The sequence below is a fragment of the Shimia litoralis genome (genome assembly GCF_005518135.1).
Classification (GTDB): domain Bacteria; phylum Pseudomonadota; class Alphaproteobacteria; order Rhodobacterales; family Rhodobacteraceae; genus Shimia_E; species Shimia_E litoralis.
In genome coordinates this window covers 22,719-44,819 of record NZ_SULI01000024.1, presented here as the reverse complement: position 1 = coordinate 44,819, position 22,101 = coordinate 22,719, and the positions used below count along the sequence as shown (strand labels likewise).

Annotated in this window: 26 protein-coding genes; 12 read left to right on the top strand and 14 right to left on the bottom strand. The window is 51.7% G+C overall.

Annotation, left to right across the window (positions count from 1 at the left end; all coding sequences use genetic code 11):
* From FAP39_RS14840 to FAP39_RS14830, 3 genes are all read right to left on the bottom strand, one after another.
* The coding region (locus tag FAP39_RS14840; protein WP_138017166.1) for an OsmC family protein at positions 1 to 369 on the bottom strand (369 nt) is incomplete at its 3' end.
* Complete coding sequence (locus FAP39_RS14835) at positions 362 to 1,684, bottom strand: trans-sulfuration enzyme family protein (RefSeq protein ID WP_138017165.1); 1,323 nt, start codon at positions 1,682 to 1,684, stop codon at positions 362 to 364. The genes FAP39_RS14840 and FAP39_RS14835, both read right to left, overlap by 8 nt.
* Before the next feature lie 76 nt (positions 1,685 to 1,760).
* Positions 1,761 to 2,963 carry a methionine gamma-lyase gene (locus FAP39_RS14830; RefSeq protein WP_138017164.1) on the bottom strand — a complete coding sequence of 401 codons (1,203 nt, stop codon included), beginning with the start codon at positions 2,961 to 2,963 and terminating at the stop codon, positions 1,761 to 1,763.
* Between the two features lie 92 nt (positions 2,964 to 3,055).
* Here FAP39_RS14830 and FAP39_RS14825 point away from each other — a divergent pair, with 92 nt between their 5' ends.
* Entirely contained in the window at positions 3,056 to 3,520 is a 465-nt protein-coding gene (locus FAP39_RS14825; RefSeq protein WP_138017163.1) for an Lrp/AsnC family transcriptional regulator, read from the top strand.
* A 10-nt stretch (positions 3,521 to 3,530) separates the two neighbouring features.
* Here the strand turns inward: FAP39_RS14825 and FAP39_RS14820 are convergent, their stop codons facing one another.
* Genes FAP39_RS14820 through FAP39_RS14810 form a run of 3 tightly spaced genes read right to left on the bottom strand, consistent with a single transcriptional unit; the run spans position 3,531 to position 5,796 of the window.
* Positions 3,531 to 4,109, bottom strand: a complete 579-nt coding sequence (locus FAP39_RS14820) for a Smr/MutS family protein (protein WP_138017162.1) — start codon at positions 4,107 to 4,109, stop codon at positions 3,531 to 3,533.
* On the bottom strand, positions 4,106 to 5,143 hold the full coding sequence (gene mltA / locus FAP39_RS14815; protein WP_138017161.1) for a murein transglycosylase A: 1,038 nt from the start codon (positions 5,141 to 5,143) through the stop codon (positions 4,106 to 4,108). Before mltA ends, FAP39_RS14820 begins: the two co-directional genes overlap by 4 nt.
* Complete coding sequence (locus tag FAP39_RS14810; protein WP_138017160.1) at positions 5,140 to 5,796, bottom strand: Tim44/TimA family putative adaptor protein; 657 nt, start codon at positions 5,794 to 5,796, stop codon at positions 5,140 to 5,142. Before FAP39_RS14810 ends, mltA begins: the two co-directional genes overlap by 4 nt.
* A 103-nt stretch (positions 5,797 to 5,899) precedes the next feature.
* Here FAP39_RS14810 and FAP39_RS14805 point away from each other — a divergent pair, with 103 nt between their 5' ends.
* Both FAP39_RS14805 and secB read left to right on the top strand, forming a co-directional pair.
* Positions 5,900 to 6,388, top strand: a complete 489-nt coding sequence (locus FAP39_RS14805) for an FxsA family protein (RefSeq protein ID WP_138017159.1) — start codon at positions 5,900 to 5,902, stop codon at positions 6,386 to 6,388.
* 59 nt (positions 6,389 to 6,447) lie between these two features.
* Entirely contained in the window at positions 6,448 to 6,930 is a 483-nt protein-coding gene (gene secB, locus FAP39_RS14800; RefSeq protein ID WP_138017158.1) for a protein-export chaperone SecB, read from the top strand.
* A 35-nt stretch (positions 6,931 to 6,965) separates the two neighbouring features.
* Here the strand turns inward: secB and dnaQ are convergent, their stop codons facing one another.
* The 4 genes from dnaQ to FAP39_RS14780 are packed head-to-tail and all read right to left on the bottom strand — an operon-like array spanning position 6,966 to position 9,709.
* Positions 6,966 to 7,697: a DNA polymerase III subunit epsilon gene (gene dnaQ / locus FAP39_RS14795; protein ID WP_138017157.1), complete on the bottom strand. Its 732-nt coding sequence runs from the start codon at positions 7,695 to 7,697 to the stop codon at positions 6,966 to 6,968.
* The gene (coaE, locus tag FAP39_RS14790; RefSeq protein WP_138017156.1) at positions 7,690 to 8,283 is read right to left on the bottom strand and encodes a dephospho-CoA kinase; all 594 of its coding nucleotides are present in this window, start codon (positions 8,281 to 8,283) and stop codon (positions 7,690 to 7,692) included. The genes dnaQ and coaE overlap by 8 nt, the downstream gene beginning before the upstream one ends.
* On the bottom strand, positions 8,280 to 9,113 hold the full coding sequence (locus FAP39_RS14785) for a shikimate dehydrogenase (protein WP_138017155.1): 834 nt from the start codon (positions 9,111 to 9,113) through the stop codon (positions 8,280 to 8,282). The genes coaE and FAP39_RS14785 overlap by 4 nt, the downstream gene beginning before the upstream one ends.
* Positions 9,110 to 9,709 carry a Maf family protein gene (locus FAP39_RS14780; protein ID WP_138017154.1) on the bottom strand — a complete coding sequence of 200 codons (600 nt, stop codon included), beginning with the start codon at positions 9,707 to 9,709 and terminating at the stop codon, positions 9,110 to 9,112. The genes FAP39_RS14785 and FAP39_RS14780 overlap by 4 nt, the downstream gene beginning before the upstream one ends.
* Before the next feature lie 408 nt (positions 9,710 to 10,117).
* Between FAP39_RS14780 and FAP39_RS14775 the strand changes: the two genes are divergently transcribed.
* The 7 genes from FAP39_RS14775 (at position 10,118) to FAP39_RS14745 (ending at position 17,477) form a co-directional block, all read left to right on the top strand.
* Complete coding sequence (locus FAP39_RS14775; RefSeq protein ID WP_138017153.1) at positions 10,118 to 10,567, top strand: CopD family protein; 450 nt, start codon at positions 10,118 to 10,120, stop codon at positions 10,565 to 10,567.
* Between the two features lie 118 nt (positions 10,568 to 10,685).
* A complete protein-coding gene (rho, locus tag FAP39_RS14770; RefSeq protein ID WP_138017152.1) occupies positions 10,686 to 11,957 on the top strand; it encodes a transcription termination factor Rho in 1,272 nt (423 codons plus the stop codon).
* Between the two features lie 9 nt (positions 11,958 to 11,966).
* Entirely contained in the window at positions 11,967 to 13,265 is a 1,299-nt protein-coding gene (gene mnmE, locus FAP39_RS14765; protein ID WP_138017151.1) for a tRNA uridine-5-carboxymethylaminomethyl(34) synthesis GTPase MnmE, read from the top strand.
* A 3-nt stretch (positions 13,266 to 13,268) separates the two neighbouring features.
* Entirely contained in the window at positions 13,269 to 15,140 is a 1,872-nt protein-coding gene (gene mnmG / locus FAP39_RS14760) for a tRNA uridine-5-carboxymethylaminomethyl(34) synthesis enzyme MnmG (RefSeq protein ID WP_138017150.1), read from the top strand.
* Positions 15,140 to 15,763: a 16S rRNA (guanine(527)-N(7))-methyltransferase RsmG gene (gene rsmG, locus FAP39_RS14755; RefSeq protein WP_138017149.1), complete on the top strand. Its 624-nt coding sequence runs from the start codon at positions 15,140 to 15,142 to the stop codon at positions 15,761 to 15,763. The genes mnmG and rsmG overlap by 1 nt, the downstream gene beginning before the upstream one ends.
* Positions 15,756 to 16,565, top strand: a complete 810-nt coding sequence (locus tag FAP39_RS14750; RefSeq protein WP_138017148.1) for a ParA family protein — start codon at positions 15,756 to 15,758, stop codon at positions 16,563 to 16,565. The genes rsmG and FAP39_RS14750 overlap by 8 nt, the downstream gene beginning before the upstream one ends.
* Before the next feature lie 15 nt (positions 16,566 to 16,580).
* Entirely contained in the window at positions 16,581 to 17,477 is an 897-nt protein-coding gene (locus FAP39_RS14745; RefSeq protein WP_138017147.1) for a ParB/RepB/Spo0J family partition protein, read from the top strand.
* On the opposite strand, the gene FAP39_RS14740 is transcribed toward FAP39_RS14745, so the two are convergent.
* From FAP39_RS14740 to rph, 4 genes are read right to left on the bottom strand one after another with little or no spacing between them, the layout of a single operon-like run.
* Positions 17,467 to 17,820: a YbaN family protein gene (locus FAP39_RS14740; protein WP_138017146.1), complete on the bottom strand. Its 354-nt coding sequence runs from the start codon at positions 17,818 to 17,820 to the stop codon at positions 17,467 to 17,469. The genes FAP39_RS14745 and FAP39_RS14740 overlap by 11 nt on opposite strands.
* Before the next feature lies 1 nt (position 17,821).
* Positions 17,822 to 18,979, bottom strand: coding sequence for a radical SAM family heme chaperone HemW (gene hemW / locus FAP39_RS14735; protein WP_138017169.1), 1,158 nt, complete (start codon positions 18,977 to 18,979; stop codon positions 17,822 to 17,824).
* A complete protein-coding gene (gene rdgB, locus FAP39_RS14730) occupies positions 18,972 to 19,583 on the bottom strand; it encodes an RdgB/HAM1 family non-canonical purine NTP pyrophosphatase (RefSeq protein ID WP_425471437.1) in 612 nt (203 codons plus the stop codon). The genes hemW and rdgB overlap by 8 nt, the downstream gene beginning before the upstream one ends.
* Complete coding sequence (gene rph / locus FAP39_RS14725; protein ID WP_138017144.1) at positions 19,580 to 20,293, bottom strand: ribonuclease PH; 714 nt, start codon at positions 20,291 to 20,293, stop codon at positions 19,580 to 19,582. Before rph ends, rdgB begins: the two co-directional genes overlap by 4 nt.
* 115 nt (positions 20,294 to 20,408) lie before the next feature.
* Here rph and hrcA point away from each other — a divergent pair, with 115 nt between their 5' ends.
* Both hrcA and FAP39_RS14715 read left to right on the top strand, forming a co-directional pair.
* Entirely contained in the window at positions 20,409 to 21,473 is a 1,065-nt protein-coding gene (hrcA, locus tag FAP39_RS14720; protein ID WP_138017143.1) for a heat-inducible transcriptional repressor HrcA, read from the top strand.
* A 9-nt stretch (positions 21,474 to 21,482) separates the two neighbouring features.
* Positions 21,483 to 22,043, top strand: a complete 561-nt coding sequence (locus FAP39_RS14715) for a nucleotide exchange factor GrpE (RefSeq protein WP_138017142.1) — start codon at positions 21,483 to 21,485, stop codon at positions 22,041 to 22,043.
* The last annotated feature ends 58 nt before the right edge of the window (positions 22,044 to 22,101 follow it).

Genomic DNA, 22,101 nt, shown 5'->3' with positions numbered 1-22,101 from the left:
ACTCAAAAGCCCGTACCTACCACGCGCGAGCCAATCCAACCAACCGCGAAAACTTTGCGACAGAACCCCCTCGGCGGTGGCCCCAGCGATAAAGCTGACCATCATGCATGACCCCAGACCCGAAAGCAGCAATTCCTGCGGGTTGGGGCCGTGGTTGTTGCCCATCAATTGCCGTGGTTCATCTGATGTCCAGCTGAACGAGCGGCTGACCTGATGCGGGCCGACTTTCATTGGCTTGGTTTCGCTGACGGCGCGGGTGCCGCTTTGCCATTTTACCTCAAGACCATAATCCATGATCGCCTCTTCGGGGGCGGAGGCAACTTCGTTTACAAATTCGCTGAGAGCGGCGGTGGGGATGGCGTTACGCATGTGCGGCTTCCTTTGCTGGATAAATGGCGGTGAGGGCTTGATCGAAATCGGCAATCAGATCGGCGGCGTCTTCGATCCCGACCGACAGGCGCACGCAGCCCGGATCAATCCCGACATCGGCCCGTTGCCGTGCGGTGAATGTGGCCTGTGAGGTGTTGAATGGCAGGCTGATCAGGCTTTCCACACCGCCAAGGCTGGTGGCTTGTTTGGGAATGTTCAGGGCATCAACCAAGCGCAGCGCGGCAGCATCGCCCCCTTCGATGAAAAAGGTGACATTGCCGGTGCCGTTTTTCAGCAGGCGGCTAGCGGTGTCATAATCCGGATGGCTGGGCAGGAAGGGGTAGAACACCTTTCGCACACGCGGATGGCCTTCGAGATATTCGGCCAGCGCTAGTGCGCTTTCTTCGTGCGCACGCATCCGTACCGCGAGGGTTTTGAGCCCGCGTTCCAGCAGGAAACAGGCATGCGGATCAAGCGAACCGCCGTAGTTGAGCAATCTCGGCCAGATCATATCAATCAGTTTGCGTGAGCCAGCGGCGACCCCGGCGATCAGATCGCTGTGCCCGTTGAGATATTTGGAGGCGGAATGAATCACCACGTCGACCCCATGATCCAACGTGCGCATCGCCACGGGAGGGGCAAAGGTGGCATCGACCACCAGCCGCACGTTCCGGCGTTTCGCAATCTCGGCCAGACGCGGAATGTCGATCACCTTGAGCAGCGGGTTTGTGATCGCCTCAAAATACAGCATTTGGGTGTTCGGCTGGATCGCGGCCTCGATCGCGTCAAAATCGTAGGAATCCACCATGGTGCAGGACATGCCAAGGGTTGGAAATTCTTGATTAAAGAGGTTGAACGTGCCGCCGTAAAGATCGCTGGAGGCGACCACATGTGCGCCTTTGTCCATCAGCGCCAAAACGGTGCTGGTGATCGCTGCCATACCGGAGCTGAACACGATGGCGGATTCGGCGCCTTCAAGCGCGGCGAGCTTTTCCTGAACTGCCCATTGGGACGGGTTGCCATAGCGCGAATAGATGAATCGATCGCGTGCAAATCCGTCTTCTACAGATTGGTACTGCCCCTCATTCAACACAAAGGTCGAGGCCTGGTAAATCGGGGTGCCTACGGCGCCGGTGCGCGGATCATCATGGGTGCCGGCATGCACAGCGGTGGTCGAATGGCCGGCAAATGGGGCCGGATGGGTGGCCAGAAACGGCCCCGCGGCGCGGGCGCGGTTCAGGTCATTGAGCCATCCCCCCTTGGTCGTAGCAGGCGGCAGGCTGGCGTCATCGCCAAGAATCTTAGGATTTGTCATGGGTCTATTCCGATTTTGTTGGGAAAAATGGGCACAGGAACTCCCCTGCCTGCGCCCAATTGCTGCCGCTGGGAGGTCAGGCAGCCTGCATGTTATGCGCGGCAAGCGCACCATGCAGATCGTTAATCAGGTCCGCAGAGCCCTCCAGGCCAACGGACAGGCGCACCAACCCTTCTGCAATGCCATGCTCGGCGCGTTCATCAGGAGTGTAAGTAGAATGGGTCATGCTGGCGGGATGCTGGATCAGGCTTTCGGCATCGCCTAGGCTGACCGCCCGCTGAATCAGTTTCAGACGGTTCATCACAGCAATTCCGCCTGCCTTGCCGCCTTTGACCTCAAAGGGAATCATGCCGCCAAAATTCGCCATCTGTCTGCGGGCCAAATCACGCTGGGGGAAACTGTCCAAACCCGGGTAGCTGACGCTGAGCACGGCGGGATGGGCCTCCAGGGCTTGGGCTACCTCAAAGGCGGTTTTGCAGTGACGTTCGATGCGCAATTCCAGGGTTTTGATTCCGCGCATTAACAACATTGCCGTCATCGGTGACATCACCGCGCCGGTCATATCCTTGAGCCCAACAAGGCGGATCTGAGTGATGTCCTCATGACTGCCAACGATCAGTCCAGCGACAACATCACCATGACCGCTGAGGAATTTGGTCGCCGAATGCACTACGATATCGGCGCCATGCTCGAGCGGGCGGGTGATCACCGGCGTGGCATAGGTGTTGTCGACCACCACTTTGGCCCCGACGCGGTGGGCGATCTGGGACACCGCGGCAATGTCCACCAAACGGTTGTTTGGATTTGCCGGGGTTTCAAAATACACAATCTTGGTTTTGGAGCTTATCGCATGAGTCAGGTTGTCGGGGTTGGTCATATCCACCAGGGTCACTTTGACACCAAACCGGGGCAGGCCGTGGGTCATAAACGCAAAGGTGCAGCCATAAAGCGTTTTGTCGATGATAACCTCATCGCCGGCTTCAAGAAACGACCAAAGCGTCGAGGTGATCGCGCCCATGCCAGATGCGGTGCTAAGGCCCGCTTCGCCGCCCTCAAGGTTCGCGATCCGCTGTTCCAGATGATCCAGCGTCGGGTTGGAGATGCGCGAATAGAAATGCCCCGCCTTTTCCCCCGCAAACATCGCGCCACCGGATTCGGCGGTGTCAAAGGTGAAGGTGGAGGTCATGTATATCGGCGGGTTCAGCGCCCCTTGATGGGATTGCGGATCATAGCCGTGGTGAATGGCGCGGGTGGAAAAGTCATAGTCAGTGGCACGCATCGCTGTCTCCTCAATTCTAGAGGCAATATATGCTATGATCCTAGGTCATTAGTTGCTATGTAGTGCCGTGATCGCACAAATATTGGAACAAAATGCCAAAACTTGACGCTACTGACCGAAAAATTATCCGCGCACTGCAAAAAAATGGCCGGATGACCAATCTTGACCTTGCGACGGCGGTTAATCTGTCGCCATCCCCTTGCCTGCGGCGGCTGCGACTGCTTGAGCAAAGCGGGGCGATCACCGGCTATAGCGTGGATGTGGACGCGCGTGCCTATGGGCTGCCGGTGACGGTGATGGTGCGGATCACGCTGGACAAACACACCAAGGATGTTGTGGGGCATTTCGAGGACCAGATGAAACGCATTCCGGACGTGTTGGAATGCATGGTGGTGACCGGCTCGTCAGATTACCTGCTGCGGGTCGTGGCGAGTGATCTGGAAGGATACGAGCGGTTTGTGCGCGAACGCCTGCACCCAATTGGCGGGATCGGGTCCATCGACACCAGTTTTGTTTACGGGGTGGTGAAGCGGACTCATGTTTACCCTGAAATCTGAGGTTCTTTCGTTAGTGGCGCCGAAGATAGACGTAATATGCTCCGGTTCCACCATGCCTGAGATGCGCTTCGGCAACCTGCAAGACAGCACCAGCCAAAGGGGGCATCACAAGCCATTGAGGAACTTGGTGTTTGAGAACCCCACGCCGAACCGGTATTGGCCCATCATCGTGTTTCGATTTCCCTTTTCCCGTAATCACCAACACAAGCCGTTTGCCCTGACCCTGAGCACGAAGAATAAATCCTGTAAGGGCAGGGTGCGCCTGATCCAGAGTCATGCCGTGAAGATCAATCTTGCCTTCGGGAACCAGCTTGCCGCGCTTTAGTTTCATGAACGCCTTTTTGTCCATCTTGACCGGTGCACTTGCAATACGGTCAGAAATCGCGGGCATCAAATCATTCCGAGGCGCCGGGCCCCGAGCGGCAATGCCGACTTCGAAATCAGCCAAACGCGGACGCACGGTTTTGACAGGCTTGGGCTTGGGTTGCGGACCTTCATGGCTCGTCTGTTCGGGGTGCATGCGGTGGGCACGCGCGGCGACCTTGCGCCACAAATCGATCTCGTCCGAAGTTAACTTGCGTCGGCTCATAGGACTGACTCGGGTAACATGGCGTACGCACGCTGAATTGGTAACAACACAACCATTCGGCCAGGGTCTTTCAATCGGCCGGCAGCGCGACCAGCCGCATCACCCGTTCCAAAAAACACATCTGCGCGTTGTGCACCCTTGATGGCCGATCCGGTATCTTGCGCAATCATGAGCCTACGCAAGGGGTTTTCACCATCTTTCTCAATCCAGACCGGAGCCCCCAATGGTGTAAATTTTGGGTCCACGGCTACTGAACGCATCGTGGTAATCGATCGGTTCATTGCACCCAGAGGGCCCTTGTGAGCCGGTACTTTGCTGACCTCGCGGAAAAAGACATATGAATTATTGTGGCGCAGCAACTCCAATCCGTCCTTTGGATTTCTACGAACCCAGTTCTTAATCACCTGCGCACTTACTTGATGAACATTATATATGCCGCGCCGGACCATTTCGGCCCCAATGGACCTGTAGGAATGGCCGTTTGATCCCCCGTATCCAACCCGTACATAACGGCCATCAGGCAGCTTGACGCGCCCCGATCCCTGAATTTGTAGAAAGAACAGTTCGACAGCGTCATCGACCCACACAATTTCCAACCCCCGTCCACGCATTACATCAGACGTTTCAATTTCTCGTCTGCTGAGCCAGATAGATTTTGATTTTGCTTCTCTGGGCATCTTGTAGATCGGAAACCGATACCGAGCATCCGGAGACAGCGACCCATCCAGTTCCGGCTCGAAATATCCCGTGAAAAGGGGGGCTTTTCCATCTTCAACAAGAACGGGACGGAAAAAGAGTTCAAAAAACTTTTGCGCATCCTGAAACTCTGAGGCTGCGGCGCATAACGATCGCCAATCTGGCGCATCCAAATCGGCACAGGTGTTTCGGAATGTCGAAAGGGCAGCAGAATGGTCATCCTGCTGCCAGCCGTCCAAATCTTGAAAATCAAGAATGGTATAGGTGGTCTCGGTCATTCCCTCAGAGCTGGCCAATAAAAACCCAGCGACAAGAAGCCCCCGAAACCAGTTGATCATTCGCCCGTAGCGACGAGTTGCCAGTTCGGATCGTTTGATCCCATCTTGCGCGCAAAAGTCCAAATGTCCTTTTGCCGTTTGATTTGGCTTTCGTCGCCTTCCACAATCTCGCCGGCCCGATCACGCACGATATGCGTAAGCTCTCCCACAAAACGCACGGAAATTTCACCTTCACGTGTTGCTGTATCAAACTCGGCGTTATTCAAAGCCATCTCACGCACGCCAACAAACTCGCCCTCTACGGTCAAACCTTGTTGCTCACGAGCTTCCACAACTCCGGCAAATGCCTGATACACATCTTCTGCAAGGAATGGTTTGATGCTGGCCAAATCGCCTTTTTCAAAGCCCATCAAAATCATTTCATAGGCCCCGCGCGCACCCTGAAGAAAATCAGTCACGCCAAAGCTTGGCTCGGCGCTCTTCATAGCCGCGAGTGCTTTTGCACTCTCGCTATTTTCCGGTACGTGATCCGTGATATCCAGATCAGGTCCACCCTCAATGACTTCAAGTGTTGGGCCTGTACGGGCGGCAGGTTGTTGTGCCTCGCGCGGCGGTTCATATCCGTCTCGAGTTCCCAATACGTTTTTCAAACGCAGGATCAAAAAGACGGCAATACCGGCCAGCACCAAAAGCTGAAGAATAGGAGAATTCATAGGGACCTCGTGTCGGGGCATGGAAACAGGCGTATACCGCACTTATGTAGGTTACGGGCGGGATCAAGTCCACTAGGCCCGTGAAACCTTGGAGAGAGAAAAAATGTGGTTGTTTCTGGCATTTGTCAGCGTTCCCTTGATTGAAATTGCGCTTTTTATTCAAGTCGGGGGTGCAATTGGCCTTTGGCCGACACTGGCAGTCGTAATTCTAACCGCAATGCTCGGTACGTTTTTGGTGCGAAACCAAGGCGCATTAGCCATGGGAAACATTCGCCAGTCCTTTTCGGAATTAGACGACCCGACCGAACCACTTGCGCATGGCGCAATGATTCTGCTGTCCGGCGCGTTGTTGCTTACACCCGGTTTTTTTACGGATGCCGTTGGGTTTTTGCTTTTGATGCCCCCGGTACGGGTTGCCGTTTTCAGCTATCTGCGCAAACGGATCAAGGTACAGAGCTTTGCAATGGGTGGGAACCACACTCAGTACCACGAACAGAAAACACACCATCCGGACATCATTGATGGCGACTTCACCGAAGTCGATCCAGCCAAGCGCCCAACACATCCGCCATCTGAATGGACTAAGCATTGAGACCCAAGCCCTGAACTGGTAAAGCAGCCGGGACTTTTTGAATTTTTCAGGAGAAAACTATGTCGGAAAACGGCAACGGTGCAGCGCAAGCCGCCCCACAGGTTCGCATGAACGTATTGGCTCAATTCATTCGTGATATGTCCTTTGAAAACATCCTCGCGCAGAAGCGTGCGACGGGAAATGTACAACCTGACGTTCAAGTACAGGTGAACCTTGATGCGCAAAAGCGCGACGCTGAGCACCAGTACGAAGTGGTCATGAAGCTGAATGTCACATCCAAAGCCAAAGAAACTGGCGACGAGATGTTCATTCTAGAGCTCGAGTATGCTGGTATTTTCCACATCGAGGGCGTTCCAGAAGATCAACTTCACCCGTTTCTGCTGATTGAATGCCCGCGTTTGCTGTTCCCGTTTGTACGTCGCATCGTTTCAGATGTGACCAGAGATGGTGGTTTCCCACCTCTGAACCTCGAGACAATCGACTTTATGCAGCTTTACCGCTCCGAGTTGGCGCGCCGTCAGGCAGAAACTCCTCAAAACTAAGACTTCGTGGAAGGGCGCCCCATCTATCGGGGCGCCTATCCCAGCTTGGTCCAAAGGGCCGTCTCTCCCATCTTCTCTACGAATTCATCGTGTGCCCGTTTTTCGTCTGGGGTCAGGCGAGAGGGCAGGGGCGTGTTTCGCGGTTGAGGCCGCCAATCAGACGCCTCAGATGTTGACGAGTTTCCCACGATGTTCTGCGCCAATACCAAATCAGGTTGACGGCCACCGATGAGTTCCAAATAGACTTCGGCAAGTATTTCAGAGTCTAACAAGGCTCCGTGCAGGGTTCTGTTTGCGTTATCAATGCCAAACCTACGGCAAAGCGCATCCAATGACGCCGGCGACCCTGGGAACTTTTTGCGCGCTATGGCCAGAGTGTCCAAGGCCTGTTCCCATGGAAGTTGCCGAAGCCCCATCCACTTTAGCTCTGCGTTCAAAAACTTCATGTCAAAGGCCGCATTGTGTATCACAAGCTTGGAGTCACCGACAAAATCCAGAAATGCACGGCCGACCTCTGCAAAAACGGGCTTATCGCGAAGCGTAACGGCACCCGGTTCGAGTTCTTGAGGGGGTTCTAGGATGTCAGGGCCTATTCCGTGCACTTCAAAGGCCTCTTTGGGCATGGTGCGTTCTGGATTGATATACTGGTGATAGGTTTCGCCGGTTGGCATGTGATTAAATAGCTCTACAGCACCAATTTCGACAATGCGGTCACCTGATTTAGGGTCGAAACCAGTGGTTTCAGTATCTAGAACAATTTCACGCATCACCTAATTTTCCCCGAATTTCAGCAACAATCTCTTTCACTTGTGCTCGCGCGTGCTCCAGATTGTCGGTCACAACAACATAGTTCGATCGCGCACATTTATCCTCGTTCGGCATCTGTTTCGCACGAATTTGACGAAACTGCTCTATCGTCATTGTTCCCCGTGCCATTACGCGTGTTTCCTGTTCTTCCGGTGAAATAGAGACACATACCACTGCATCCATAGCTTCTTCATTGCCACCCTCGAACAACAGCGGAATATCCAAAACAACAATGTCGCTAACAGATGAAGCAAGGAAATCCTCCCGGTCTTGCGCAACCAATGGGTGAACTATTTGTTCCAATGTCTTCAAAACACTCGCATCTTGAGCGATGAGATCTTTAAGACACTTTCTGGACACAGCACCACTCTGGACCGCGGCAGGCAGCAATCTTGAGACTGGCTCTACGGCTGCGCCACCCGGTGCATACATCCTGTGAACAGCGGCGTCAGCATCCCATACCTCGCATCCCAGTTCGGCAAAAAGACGCGCCGTCGTTGATTTTCCCATTCCGATCGATCCGGTCAGCCCAAGTTTATACGTCATGCAAGAGCTGCCTTTCGCGTCGCGTCATCAACTGTTGGGCGGATTCCAAACCAGCGTTCAAAGCCTGGTACCGCTTGATGCAATAACATACCTAAACCATCTACCGTGACGCATCCCGCATCACCTGCTGCTTCGAGAAGCCTGGTTTTTATGGGATTATAGACCAGATCCGTCACCGTGGCCTCTTTCTGCAAACCCGCAAGTGAGAGGTTCAGTTCCGCCTTACCGGCCATGCCTAAAGATGTCGTGTTGATTATGGTCAACCCAGCTTGGATGGCGTCATCCGCCTGAGCCCACTCTACCATTCGCAAACACGGGCCGAACTCTTGGCAAAGCTGCTCCGCCCGTTCCCTAGTTCGGTTGGTAATAAGAATTTCGGAAACGCCCTCATCCAACAAGGCAACAATGACAGCACGCGCCGCACCGCCGGCACCCAAAATGACAGAAGGCCCTGCGTCTGCCCTCCATTTTGGCGCACCCTGTTTCAGGTTCTCCATGAAACCATATGCATCAGTGTTGTCAGCAACAATTTTGCCGTCTTCAAGAAACGTAAGAGTGTTTGCTGCGCCAATTCTGCGCGCTGTATCAGTTACTATATCTGCTATTTGTAACGCATTTTCCTTGTGGGGAAGCGTAACATTTACACCAACAAAGCCAACTCTGGGTAGCGTACGCAGCGCTTCTTGCAAATTCTCTGGTGACACATCCATAGGAACATAATGGCCAGCTAGTCCGAACGATCGCAACCAGTGTCCGTGCAAAAGCGGTGACCGAGAATGCGCAATCGGATGACCGATTACGCCCGCCAGAGGTATTTTAGCCAAAGTCATTTCTGTAGGTCTCCGCGCAAGGTCAAATAGGATAGTATTTCAATCAGAGGCATTCCAAGCACATTAAAGTAGTCACCGTCCACTTTATCAAACAGACGAATACCTTCCTCCTCCAACTTATACCCCCCAACTGAGTGACGGATACTCTCCCAGTTTCTATCTATATAGTCATCCATAAACGCATCCGAAAAATCACGCATGTGAAGCCGGGCGACTCCGACGTGCCGCCAAACGGGTTGGCGATCCAGATATATTACAGCTGCAGACAACAGACTGTGGCGTTTGTTACGCAGTGACGTAAGCTGAGCTCGTGCTTCGATTTTGGTATTTGGCTTAGTCAACACGAGACCATCGAGATCAAGAACCTGATCACATCCTATGACAAGTGAGCCTTGTCGTTTGCTTGAAACCTTTCGTGCTTTTGCCTCTGCAAGGGCATCTGCAATATCTCTGGGTGGGGCACCTTCTGCCTCAAGTCCAGCCCTGAGCATTTGTTCATCGACACGCGCCGTCTGAATCGAGAACTCAACTCCTGCATTTTTGAGAAGCTGCGCCCTGATATCTGATCCAGAAGCTAAAACGATTGTATGTGCCATGTGGATAACCCCGTGTACCAATTCGGTATATTTCTAGAGCTTACTTGTGTGAAAAACCAACACCGGTTGCAAGCTGTGAAAAACCCACCTGTTTCACGGTGTTCCACGAGATTCACCCACGGTGGATGAGGATAACTTTGCTACCTAGAAAAACTATGGCAGTACATTTTTTTTCAATCAGTTTTCCACATGTAATATCGTTTGAAAGTTTTGGATAATCTTTTGTTTTTAATGAATATATAGATTTCAGGGATTCAGTTATACAATCACTGTATAGCTATTATCCCTAAGTGGATAAGTCTTGTGAGAACCATTTAATCCTCAGGCAAACGCGTACCTACATAAACTTCTTCCTTTTCTATATATATTTATTATTTAGAGAGGACACAGAACCGCGTGGAATACCTCATGACCGATTTTCTTGCCGAGATTTATCCATATACCCTGTCATTCCACATAATGGCGGTGATCTCATGGATGGCAGGTCTGTTCTATTTACCTCGGCTCTTTGTGTATCACGCTGAAAATGCCGTAGTTGGCGATCAGCTTGATGAAACACTGAGGATTATGGAATTCAAACTTCAGCGATATATTATGTCGCCAGCTTCTATCGCGACATGGATCGCAGGTCTTGCATTGGTATTCACTCCGGGGATCGTTGATTGGTCCGAAATTTGGCCGTGGACCAAGGCAATTGGTGTGCTTTGTATGACAATCTTTGATCATTGGTTGATGATAAAACGCAAAAAGTTCAGCAGAGGTGAAAACACTCTGTCTGGGAAATCTTATCGAATGATGAATGAAGTACCGACAATATTGATGATTATCATTGTATCTTCGGTGGTCATCAAATTCTGAGAATTTGACTCCGCTTATTTTAATGCTTAGAAACCTGTTAAACAGGCCCGTCCGGGCTATGTGTCTTCCAAACTATTAGATAATCCATGGCCCGCTTGGGACATGTCTGGGATGTGTTATGACCACTGAAAAACTCGCGCTGGCGGAACTTAAAGCAAAACGACCTGCTGATTTGCTTTCGATGGCTGAAGAGCTAGAGATCGAAAATGCTTCGACGATGCGCAAAGGCGAGATGATGTTCCAAATTCTGCGTGAACGCGCGGATGAAGGGTGGGAGGTCTCTGGCGATGGTGTGTTGGAAGTGCTTCAAGACGGTTTCGGATTTTTAAGGTCACCCGAAGCGAACTATCTTCCTGGTCCTGACGATATCTATGTGTCCCCCGATATGATCCGCTCACACTCTCTGCGGACCGGTGATACCATTGACGGTGTTATTAAGGCTCCTGAGGACACAGAGCGGTATTTTGCGCTTCGTAGCGTGAATTTAATCAACTTCGAAGATCCAATTAAGGCTAAACATAAAATTGCGTTTGATAACCTTACGCCGCTCTATCCTGACGAGCGCCTTAAGATGGAAATCGAAGATCCGACGATCAAAGACAGATCAGCGCGAATTATTGATTTGGTTGCGCCGATTGGGAAGGGACAGCGGTCTTTGATCGTAGCACCTCCGCGTACGGGTAAAACCGTATTGCTGCAAAACATCGCGCATTCTATCGAGCTTAATCACCCAGAGTGCTATTTGATCGTTCTTCTGATTGATGAACGCCCTGAAGAAGTCACCGATATGCAGCGCTCTGTGAAGGGCGAGGTTGTATCTTCGACATTTGATGAACCTGCGACGCGTCACGTTGCGGTTGCTGAAATGGTGATTGAAAAGGCCAAGAGATTGGTGGAGCACAAGCGAGATGTAGTCATCTTGCTGGATTCGATCACTAGACTTGGTAGAGCTTTCAACACGGTCGTACCTTCTTCAGGCAAGGTTTTGACGGGTGGTGTTGATGCAAATGCGTTGCAACGTCCTAAACGTTTCTTTGGTGCAGCTCGAAATATCGAGGAGGGCGGGTCGCTCACGATTATTTCTACCGCGCTTATCGATACAGGTAGCCGGATGGATGAAGTCATCTTTGAAGAATTCAAAGGTACTGGTAACTCGGAAATTGTTCTTGATCGCAAGATTGCTGACAAGCGCGTGTTCCCTGCGATCGATATTCTCAAGTCCGGTACACGGAAAGAAGATCTGTTGATCGATAAAATTGATCTGCAAAAGACATTTGTTCTACGACGCATCTTGAATCCAATGGGTACAACGGATGCAGTCGAATTCCTGATCTCCAAGCTCAAGCAAACAAAATCAAATACCGAGTTCTTTGACTCGATGAATACCTAGAGCCGCGCCATGGCCTATGTGCCTGATACGATTTTTGCGCTCGCAACGGCTCCTGGTAAAGCAGGGGTCGCGGTTGTTCGCGTGTCTGGTTCTCGGGCTTCTGACGTGTGTAAATCATTGTGCGGGGATGTTCCGCCGGCTCGAACGGCGGCTTTGCGAGTTCTTTCGGATAGCCGGGGCACAAGGCTTGACCAAGCTTTGGTACTGTTTTTCAAAGAGAAAGGCAGCTTTACAGGCGAACAAGTTGTAGAATTTCACCTGCATGGATCTGTTGCTGTCGTAAATGCTGTTCTTAAGGTGTTGGCTGATTTAGACGACCTGCGTATGGCGGAAGCAGGCGAGTTCACTCGGCGTGCACTGGAAAACGGATGCTTAGATTTGGCGCAAGTCGAAGGTCTGGCAGATTTGATCGAAGCAGAGACGGAATCTCAACGTAAACAAGCACTTCGTGTGTTGTCGGGTGATCTGGGCAACTTGGCTGGTGGTTGGCGCGAAAACCTTATCCGCGCTGCTGCTCTTCTTGAAGCAACGATTGATTTTGCTGACGAAGAGGTCCCGGTTGATGTAACACCCGAGGTTCAAGAGCTGTTGAATACTGTGTCCGATCAGCTTTCCAAAGAGATTTCGGGAGTCGAGACCGCGGAACGTATTCGGATTGGTTTTGAGGTGGCTATTCTTGGGGCGCCGAATGTTGGCAAATCCACTCTACTGAACGCATTGGCTGGTCGAGAGGCTGCAATCACGTCCGAATTTGCCGGAACCACGCGTGATGTGATTGAGGTTCGTATGGATTTGGGCGGCCTGCCTGTTACTCTGCTGGACACAGCAGGTCTTAGAGATACAGACGATGTCGTAGAGGGAATTGGTATCGAACGTGCGCGCGAACGTGCATTAGCAGCCGATCTGCGCGTGTTTCTGATTGAAGCCGGTAAGACTCCGGATTTTGAGCCACTTCCAAATGATATCATTCGTGCAGCGAAAGCCGACACTCTGACTGACAGTTCACATGCGATCTCTGGGAAGACCGGATTTGGTGTTTCTGAACTCGTATCCGAAATTTCCGACAAGCTTGCTGACCGTGCCAGTCATTCCGGTATTGCGACGAGAGAACGACATAGGATCGCCATGTCGCGGGCGACAGAAAGTCTAAGTGCGGCGAATGCTCTATTAAACCTTGGCCCAGACCACTACGAGATCGTCGCCGAGGAGCTTCGTACCGCAATTCGCGCTTTGGATTCGATTGTTGGTCGCGTAGATGTAGAGAATCTGTTGGACGAGATATTTTCAAGCTTCTGTATCGGTAAGTAAGGAGTGTTTCACGTGAAACATTTTGATGTCATCGTAGTTGGTGGAGGCCACGCCGGTACAGATGCAGCGCATGCATCGGCCCGTGCGGGCGCGAAGACAGCTCTCGTAACGCTGAAAACAAGCGGAATCGGCGTTATGTCGTGTAATCCTGCAATCGGCGGGCTGGGTAAAGGCCATCTTGTTCGTGAGATTGATGCGCTGGACGGGTTGATGGGTCGCGTCGCCGATCGCGCTGGAATCCAGTTTAGGCTGCTAAATCGTCGTAAGGGTCCGGCAGTGCAGGGCCCGCGTGCCCAGGCAGATCGGAAGATATATCAGCAAACCATGCTGTCAGAAATTTTGAACACTGAAAACTTGACAGTGGTTGAAGGTGAAGCCACCGATTTTGTTATGGAGGGGGACCGCGTTTGTGGCGTGGTTCTTGCGGATGGGGCGCAAATGTCGTCGAGCGCCGTCGTGCTGACTACAGGAACATTTTTGCGAGGAGTTATTCATATTGGTGATGTCTCGCGGCCCGGTGGGCGCATGGGCGACGATCCATCCGTCAAAATGGCTGAGCGCATCGATAGTTTTGGATTGCCTCTTGGCCGACTGAAGACGGGCACGCCGCCAAGGCTTGACGGGAAGTCAATAAATTGGGCTGCTCTTGAGATGCAGCCTGGTGACGAAGATCCAACTATGTTTTCTTTTCTGTCCGATAAGCCGATTGCTCGGCAGATCTCGTGTGGCATCACCCATACCAACGAGAGGACGCACGACATAATCCGGAAGAATTTGGATAGATCGGCGATGTATGGCGGGCATATTGATGGGATCGGGCCGCGATATTGTCCGTCAATTGAGGATAAAATTGTAAGATTTGCCGACAAGACCTCGCATCAGATTTTCTTGGAACCAGAAGGGGTTAGTGACGATACGGTATACCCCAATGGGATATCAACCTCGCTCCCGATTGATGTACAAGAAGATTATGTACATTCGATCTTTGGCTTGGAAAATTGCAAAATTCTACAGCCAGGATATGCGATAGAGTACGATTATGTTGACCCACGTGCACTGGATGCAACGCTTCAGGTAAAGTCAGTCCCCGGCTTGTATTTGGCGGGACAGATTAACGGAACAACCGGGTACGAAGAGGCTGCGGCGCAGGGCCTTGTTGCTGGGGTTAACGCTGCGAAGGCGTCTCTGGGTCTAGAGTTCGCATACTTTACGCGCTCCAACAGCTATATTGGCGTCATGGTGGATGATCTAATTACGCGCGGCGTCACGGAACCCTATCGGATGTTTACATCGCGCGCTGAGTTCCGTCTGTCGTTACGTGCTGATAATGCTGACCAGCGCTTGACGCCGATGGGGCTGTCTCTTGGTCTTGTAAAGGATGCGCGCCGTTTGTCGTTTGAACGGAAAATCGAAAAACTTGCGACGGGTAAATCCCTGCTCGAAGAAGTACGATATTCACCTAAAGAGCTCGGAACCGCTGGGATATCAGTGAACAAGGATGGAAACCGCCGTACGGCATTTCAGGTACTTGCATTTCCGGATGTGTCGTTCTCTGACTTACTCGCATTGAACCCTGACTTCCATAATGTCGATTCTGAGACTCGAGAACAGTTGGAGCGAGATGCGCTCTACTCCAACTATATTGATAGGCAGCGCAAGGACGTGGAGGCTATGCAGCGGGATGAAAATCAACACATCCCAGAGAACTTCGACTTTCTCGCTGTTGATGGGCTATCAAACGAACTGAAGTCAAAGCTGACGGCTACGAGACCCACGAATCTTGGCCAAGCAGGGCGTATTGATGGGATGACACCAGCAGCGCTTACACTGATTCTTGCCAGAATAAAGCAATCTAAGCGAGGGAAAACCGCCTGATGTCTATTTCTGATCAAGCGCTCTCTTCTCTAAGTGTTTCACGTGAAACATCTGACCGGTTACGTCTTCTTGTGAGCTTACTAGAAAAATGGAACCCCAAGATAAACTTGGTTTCCAAATCCACGCTCTCAGACATTTGGAACCGACATATACTTGATTCTACTCAGATATACCGCCTTCTCGAGAGTGATGATCGCAGGTGGGTTGATATTGGTAGTGGTGGTGGATTTCCTGGATTGGTGATTGCAATTCTAGCGGCCGGCGACGGACGATCAAATGCAGTCACGTTGATTGAAAGTGACCAACGGAAGTGTGTGTTCCTAAGAACTGTGTTGAGAGAAACCGGTGTATCCGCAAAAGTTCTGTCGGAACGAATAGAGCAGGCGACGCCTCAGAATGCGGATGTATTGACAGCTCGCGCACTTGCAGACCTGCCCAAACTTCTGGCGTTCGCTGCTCGGCACCTCAACGGAGAAGGATTTGCGTTGTTTCCAAAGGGTGTCACTTGGGAAAAAGAGTTAGCCGCCGCGCAGAAGTTGTGGTCATTTGAGTACGACGTTACTAAAAGTAAAACTGAGCCAAACTCTGTAATTCTGAAGGTTGGGAAAATTCACCATGTCTGATCCCACACGGCCTAAGGGCCCAAAAATTATCGCGGTCGCCAATCAAAAGGGCGGTGTAGGGAAAACAACAACAGCCATTAACCTCGCGGCTGCGCTGGTTGAGGTCGGGTGCAGGGTGCTGGTTGTTGATCTTGATCCGCAGGGAAATGCATCGACGGGTTTGGGTATTGACGCTAACGACCGCGAATATACCACGTATGAATTGCTTCTTGACGAAGCTGATCTGGCCGATGTTATTCGATCTACCGATACTGAAGGAATGTCGATTATCCCGGCAACTGTTGACCTGAGTTCTGCCGATATAGAGTTGATTTCTAACGAGAAAAGAAGCTTTCTGCTGCATGATGCCCTAAGGCAACCAGCAATGGATTCTTACGAATGGGACTATGTCCTCATAGACTGTCCGCCCTCGCTGAATCTATTGACTGTTAACGCGATGATTGCTGCACATTCTGTGCTTATCCCACTTCAAAGTGAGTTCTTTGCGCTCGAAGGCCTATCACAGCTTATGCTGTCTGTGAGAGAAGTGCGGCAAACAGCGAATTCACAACTTCGGATTGAAGGGGTGGTTCTTACGATGTTTGATGCACGTAACAACCTTTCTCAACAAGTTGAACAAGACGCACGAGACAACTTGGGTGAGCTGGTGTTTGAAACGAAAATTCCAAGAAATGTGCGTGTTTCTGAAGCACCATCATTTGCCCAGCCTGTTCTGGATTATGACCCGACCTCGAAGGGCGCGGATGCATACCGGAGTCTGGCAAAAGAATTGTTGAATAAACACAAAAAAGTAGCTGCATAATGAAGGGTACATCTGATGGCGGATAGAAAGGGAAAAACGCGTGGTTTGGGGCGTGGGCTGTCTGCTTTGATGGCTGATGTAACGGAAGAGAAGTCCGTCGAGGGTGCCGAAAATATTCGACGCCCAGATATGACCGTCCCGATTGAACGAATTGTTCCAAACCCTGACCAGCCAAGGCGAGAGTTTGCCCAAGATCATCTTGATGAACTTGCTGCATCAATTCGAGAAAAGGGCGTGATCCAACCACTTATCGTTCGCGAGAAAGCGGATGGGACCTATGAGATTGTGGCGGGTGAGCGCCGTTGGCGGGCATCGCAGATGGCGCAGCTTCACGAGCTTCCAGTTGTTGTGCGGGAATATGACGACACCGAAGTCCTTGAGATCGCGATCATCGAAAACATCCAACGTGCAGATCTAAATCCGGTCGAAGAAGCGGCCGGATATCGCCAGTTGATGGACAAATTTGGACACACGCAAGAGAAGTTGTCAGAAGCTCTCGGGAAAAGTCGAAGTCATATCGCCAACTTAATGAGATTGTTGCACCTTCCAGAGGATGTGCAGGGACTTTTGAAGCGAGGAGAGCTTTCGTCTGGGCATGCTAGGGCTTTGATTACCACCGACCAAGCATCTGAACTCGCGCGCAAAGTTGTAAATGAAGGGTTATCGGTTCGACAGACCGAAGCGCTGGCAAAAACTGCAGGTGCAAAACCGCAGGCTCGGGTAAAGAAGGTCGATCTTAAACCTGAAAAAGATGCCGATACTGCAGCGCTTGAGGGTGACCTTTCGGCGAATCTTAAGATGAAGGTGTTGATCGACCACAAAGCTGGTGGCGAGAGTGGTCAGGTGACGATTAGATACCAGAGTCTTGACCAGCTAGATGAGATTTGTCAGGCGTTAAGCTCTACGCGCTAGGTCTTGTCCAGATGAATATGAGTACGCAGGTCAATGTAAGCCCCTGAATCGCGAGGATCAGGGGCCTTAGGCCGAGTATTACCGAAATCGAGAATATTAACACAATTGAAACTGTGGCAATTCTTTTTGCAGATAGGCTAATTGCGCCCCTAGATTGCCATTCTTCAATTGGAGGGCCTAGCTGAGGGTGTCCCAGAAGCCAGCTGTGAAGTCTCTCTGATGAGCGCGCGAAAAAGAATGCCGCCAACAACAGAAGGGGCACTGTTGGAACGAGCGGTAAAATAATGCCGACAATTCCGATGCTTAAGCTCAGCAACCCAAGTGCTGCCCAGATCACGCGCATTTCAATCCACCAATAGCTCTGACAAAACAGAGTTTAAAACCATTCTGCCTTTAGGGAGAACGGTAAGCCTTTGCTTTTCGAGAGAAATCATACCAAGTTCGCGCAATACATCAACTCGCGGACCCTCAATTGTTGTCCCAGATAGGGCGGTAAACCGGCCAAGATCGATACCCTCGGACATTCTTAGACCCATGAGCAGAAGTTCGGTGGCCTGATCAGACCGATTGATGGCGTCTTTTACATTTTCGCCATTTCCACTCTCTGCGTGCGTGAGCCATTTGTTTGGATTGCGCCAGTTTTCAATAGCATAGCGTGTGCCTTCTAATGTGAGGCGTGCGTGGGCGCCCGGACCAATACCTGCATAGTCCCCATAGCGCCAATAAATTTGATTATGGCGAGATTCATTGCCAAATTTGGCATAGTTAGAGACTTCGTACGGGTTTAGACCCGCATCGGCACAAATTCTCTGTGTGGCCTCATACATGTCTGCGGCCAGGTCGTCTTGTGGCAGCCCGCGAAGTTTGCCGCGCGCATAGCGATCCCCGAAGGCTGTGCCTTGTTCAATTGTGAGCTGATACAGTGATAGGTGATCAATTGCTAAGCTTAGCGCTTGGTTAAGTTCGTGAGTCCAAGCGTCAAGAGATTGATCCTGACGTGCGTAAATGAGATCAAAACTGACACGGTCAAAACAATTACGGGCTATGTCAAAGGCTGCGAGAGCTTCCGCGACGGTATGAATGCGTCCCAAATGCTTAAGATCGATGTCATTTAGGGCCTGAATGCCCATGGAAACCCGATTTACGCCGCCCTGCCTAAATGCTGCGAACCTTCCTGCGTCTACCGATCCTGGATTTGCCTCAAGGGTGACCTCCATGTCGTTCGATTGTGGCCAGTGTTGAGAAATGCGTTCGAGAATGGCAGCGACGACATCCGGATTCATCAAACTTGGGGTGCCGCCGCCAAAGAACACGCTGTTCAAAACACGATTAGGGGTCTCGGCGGCTACGCGATCTATCTCGGACAAATAGGCTCTAAGCCAGCGCTTCTGGTCAATTTCTCTGGAGACGTGGCTGTTGAAATCACAATAGGGGCACTTGGCCTCGCAAAACGGCCAGTGAATGTAGAAGCCAAAGCCCCCGTTCTGCCAGTCTTCAACCAAAGCACCCATCTACCAGCTTGCGAAAGGCATCGGCGCGATGGCTGATGCGGTTCTTTTCTTTGAATTCCATTTCACCGAATGTGATGTTGTACCCGTTTGGCTGAAATACCGGATCGTATCCGTGTCCTTCGGGGCCGCGCATGGGCCAAACCACTTGGCCTTCTATTTTGCCGGGAAAGACCTCGTCATGGCCATCGGGCCACGCCAGTACCAACGTTGAGCAAAAACGGGCGGTGCGGGGAAACGGGGCGTTGATGGCCTCGAGCTCGGTGTGTGTCCGCGTCATAGCCATAACAAAGTCACGGCCATTGCCGGTTTCAGCCCAGTCCGCAGTATAGACGCCGGGCGCCCCATCTAATGCGTCAACTTCAATACCGCTATCGTCTGAAAGTGCAGGAAGCCCAGTTGCCTTGCTTGCGGCGTGGGCCTTGATGCGGGCGTTTCCGACAAACGTGGTCTCGGTTTCTTCAGGTTCGGGAAGGTTCATTTCGGCGGCGCCGACCACTGAAACCCCAAAGGGTTCCAGCAGTCGCTTGATCTCTTCTAGCTTGCCAGCGTTATGTGTCGCGACAAGCAAGCGATCGCCTGAAAACTTGCGCATCACGCCGTGGCTGCCAATTGAAGTGCGACAAGCTCGTCAACACCTTTTTCCGCAAGATCAAGGAGTTCATTCATCTGAGCACGAGAAAATGTAGAGCCCTCGGCTGACATTTGCACTTCGATCTGCTGCTTGTTTCCAAGCATAATAAAGTTGCCATCGACGCCTGCTTCGGAATCTTCGGGATAATCAAGATCAAGCACCGGTTGTCCCGCGTAGATGCCACAAGACACAGCTGCGACGGGAGAGATCAGCGGATCTGTTACAATATCGCCAGCCTTGATTAGCTTGTTTACCGCGAGACGTAGTGCGACCCAACCACCGGTAATGGACGCACATCGTGTGCCGCCATCGGCCTGAATGACATCGCAGTCTACTGTGATTTGGCGTTCGCCCAAGGCAACGCGATCCACACCAGCGCGCAACGACCGGCCAATTAGACGCTGGATTTCGACTGTACGGCCGCCTTGTTTACCTGCAGCAGCTTCGCGGCGCATCCGAGATGAAGTAGAGCGCGGCAGCATGCCATATTCGGCTGTAACCCAGCCTAGGCCCGAGCCCTTGATGAATGGTGGAACCCGGGATTCAAGCGAAGCTGTACACAATACATGGGTGTCACCCATCTTGATCATGCAAGAACCTTCTGCATGTTTTGTTACGTCGATTTCAATCGAAGCCGGACGCATTTCATTAAGTTGTCTTCCAGAAGGGCGCATGGTGAATTTCCTTTTTTGCTTGGGCAAGGGGATACAAGGCGCCGCTGCAAGAGTGCAACCCCGATTGACCTTTCGGTCCAACCCACTTTAATTGCAAAAGTGGCAAAGGCATATCATGACCGACAGTAGCAAAATTCTTGAAGAGATGAACGATCGCTCGCGAGAGGTCTTTCGGCGCGTGGTTGAAGGTTATCTCGAAACAGGCGGCCCCGTTGGCTCAAGGACACTTACGCGGACGCTGACAGAGCAAGTCAGTGCGGCGACCATCCGAAATGTAATGCAAGATCTTGAGTATTTGGGATTGCTAGATAGTCCCCACGTGAGCGCTGGACGAATTCCCACTCAACAGGGGTTGCGTATGTTTGTCGATGGCTTGCTAGAGGTCAGCGATTTGAACGTCAAAGATCGTGAAAAAATCGATGCCACGATGGGGGATGCCTCTGCGGATGTTAGCGGGATGCTGGATCGTGTTGGCGCGGCTTTATCCGGGGTTACGCATGGGGCGTCGTTGGTTTTGGCGCCTAAACACGAAGCGCCGATCAAACATATTGAGTTTGTAAGTCTGGGAATAGATCGTGCGCTTGTCGTATTGGTGTTTGCGGATGGGCACGTTGAAAACAGATTGTTCTCGCCGCCGGCGGGACAGACGCCAAGTTCGATGCGAGAGGCAGCGAACTTTCTAAACTCTTTGATCGAAGGTCGGACGCTGAGTGACTTGCACACGGTAATCGCCGAAGAGATCGGGCGTCGGCGTCAGGAAATTGACGTCTTGGCCCGGGACATGGTTGAAAACGGCCTAGCGCTATGGGCTGACGAAGGTGAGCGGCATGAGCGTTTGATCGTGCGGGGGCGTTCAAATTTGCTCGGCACAGAAGAGGAAGAGCACGATCTGGAGCGGATTCGGTCGTTGTTTGATGACCTAGAACGCAAGCGAGATATCGCTGAATTTCTGGAACTTGCCGAGGAAGGCGACGGAGTTCGCATTTTTATTGGCTCTGAGAACAAACTTTTCTCACTTTCGGGTTCCTCTTTGGTCGTTTCCCCTTATATGAACGCTGATCGAAAAATTGTAGGCGCAGTTGGTGTCATCGGACCCAAGCGCTTGAACTATGGACGTATCGTGCCGATTGTAGATTATACGGCACAGCTGGTCGGGAAGTTGATCTCGGACCGGGGTTAAAGGTGAAAAATGGCTGAGCGCAAAGAAAACGATTTCCTGGATGACCTCGCAGAAGCGGAAGCTGAGGTGTTTGCAGATGATATGGCCGAAATGGATGATGCCGCGATAGAGGTGGATTCTCTGCGGGCCGAAAGAGACGCATTCAAAGACAAGTTTATGCGAGCATTGGCAGACGCCGAGAATGCACGCAAACGCGGTGAAAAGGCGCGCCGTGACGCTGAACAATACGGCGGGGCCAAGCTGTCGCGCGATATGCTTCCGGTGCACGACAACCTAAAGCGAGCGCTCGATACAATCACCGACGAACAACGAGAAGCGGTTCCGGCGTTGCTTGAGGGTATTGAGCTGACAATGCGTGAGCTGCTGAGTGTGTTCAAAAAGCACGGCATCGAAATTGTATCGCCCAAAGTGGGTGATAAGTTTGATCCCAAAATGCACGAGGCAATGTTCGAGGCGCCTGTTCCCGGCACAAAATCCGGTGAAATCATTCAGGTCTCAGCAGAAGGCTTTTTCCTGCATGATCGCCTGTTGCGCCCAGCACAGGTCGGGGTTTCTTCCAACCCGGGCTGAGTTCAGTTTTGAATTGATAAGATAACGCGAGGGGTGCCATGTCTGAGGATATGGCGCC

What these genes read in the sequence shown, in the direction of transcription:
- FAP39_RS14835 (WP_138017165.1), bottom strand. Translation starts at nt 1,684, where the DNA reads ATGACAAATCCTAAGATTCTTGGCGATGACGCCAGCCTGCCGCCTGCT.
- FAP39_RS14830 (WP_138017164.1), bottom strand. Translation starts at nt 2,963, where the DNA reads ATGCGTGCCACTGACTATGACTTTTCCACCCGCGCCATTCACCACGGC.
- FAP39_RS14825 (WP_138017163.1), top strand. Translation starts at nt 3,056, where the DNA reads ATGCCAAAACTTGACGCTACTGACCGAAAAATTATCCGCGCACTGCAA.
- FAP39_RS14820 (WP_138017162.1), bottom strand. Translation starts at nt 4,109, where the DNA reads ATGAGCCGACGCAAGTTAACTTCGGACGAGATCGATTTGTGGCGCAAG.
- mltA (WP_138017161.1), bottom strand. Translation starts at nt 5,143, where the DNA reads ATGATCAACTGGTTTCGGGGGCTTCTTGTCGCTGGGTTTTTATTGGCC.
- FAP39_RS14810 (WP_138017160.1), bottom strand. Translation starts at nt 5,796, where the DNA reads ATGAATTCTCCTATTCTTCAGCTTTTGGTGCTGGCCGGTATTGCCGTC.
- FAP39_RS14805 (WP_138017159.1), top strand. Translation starts at nt 5,900, where the DNA reads ATGTGGTTGTTTCTGGCATTTGTCAGCGTTCCCTTGATTGAAATTGCG.
- secB (WP_138017158.1), top strand. Translation starts at nt 6,448, where the DNA reads ATGTCGGAAAACGGCAACGGTGCAGCGCAAGCCGCCCCACAGGTTCGC.
- dnaQ (WP_138017157.1), bottom strand. Translation starts at nt 7,697, where the DNA reads ATGCGTGAAATTGTTCTAGATACTGAAACCACTGGTTTCGACCCTAAA.
- coaE (WP_138017156.1), bottom strand. Translation starts at nt 8,283, where the DNA reads ATGACGTATAAACTTGGGCTGACCGGATCGATCGGAATGGGAAAATCA.
- FAP39_RS14785 (WP_138017155.1), bottom strand. Translation starts at nt 9,113, where the DNA reads ATGACTTTGGCTAAAATACCTCTGGCGGGCGTAATCGGTCATCCGATT.
- FAP39_RS14780 (WP_138017154.1), bottom strand. Translation starts at nt 9,709, where the DNA reads ATGGCACATACAATCGTTTTAGCTTCTGGATCAGATATCAGGGCGCAG.
- FAP39_RS14775 (WP_138017153.1), top strand. Translation starts at nt 10,118, where the DNA reads ATGACCGATTTTCTTGCCGAGATTTATCCATATACCCTGTCATTCCAC.
- rho (WP_138017152.1), top strand. Translation starts at nt 10,686, where the DNA reads ATGACCACTGAAAAACTCGCGCTGGCGGAACTTAAAGCAAAACGACCT.
- mnmE (WP_138017151.1), top strand. Translation starts at nt 11,967, where the DNA reads ATGGCCTATGTGCCTGATACGATTTTTGCGCTCGCAACGGCTCCTGGT.
- rsmG (WP_138017149.1), top strand. Translation starts at nt 15,140, where the DNA reads ATGTCTATTTCTGATCAAGCGCTCTCTTCTCTAAGTGTTTCACGTGAA.
- FAP39_RS14750 (WP_138017148.1), top strand. Translation starts at nt 15,756, where the DNA reads ATGTCTGATCCCACACGGCCTAAGGGCCCAAAAATTATCGCGGTCGCC.
- FAP39_RS14745 (WP_138017147.1), top strand. Translation starts at nt 16,581, where the DNA reads ATGGCGGATAGAAAGGGAAAAACGCGTGGTTTGGGGCGTGGGCTGTCT.
- FAP39_RS14740 (WP_138017146.1), bottom strand. Translation starts at nt 17,820, where the DNA reads ATGCGCGTGATCTGGGCAGCACTTGGGTTGCTGAGCTTAAGCATCGGA.
- rph (WP_138017144.1), bottom strand. Translation starts at nt 20,293, where the DNA reads ATGCGCCCTTCTGGAAGACAACTTAATGAAATGCGTCCGGCTTCGATT.
- hrcA (WP_138017143.1), top strand. Translation starts at nt 20,409, where the DNA reads ATGACCGACAGTAGCAAAATTCTTGAAGAGATGAACGATCGCTCGCGA.
- FAP39_RS14715 (WP_138017142.1), top strand. Translation starts at nt 21,483, where the DNA reads ATGGCTGAGCGCAAAGAAAACGATTTCCTGGATGACCTCGCAGAAGCG.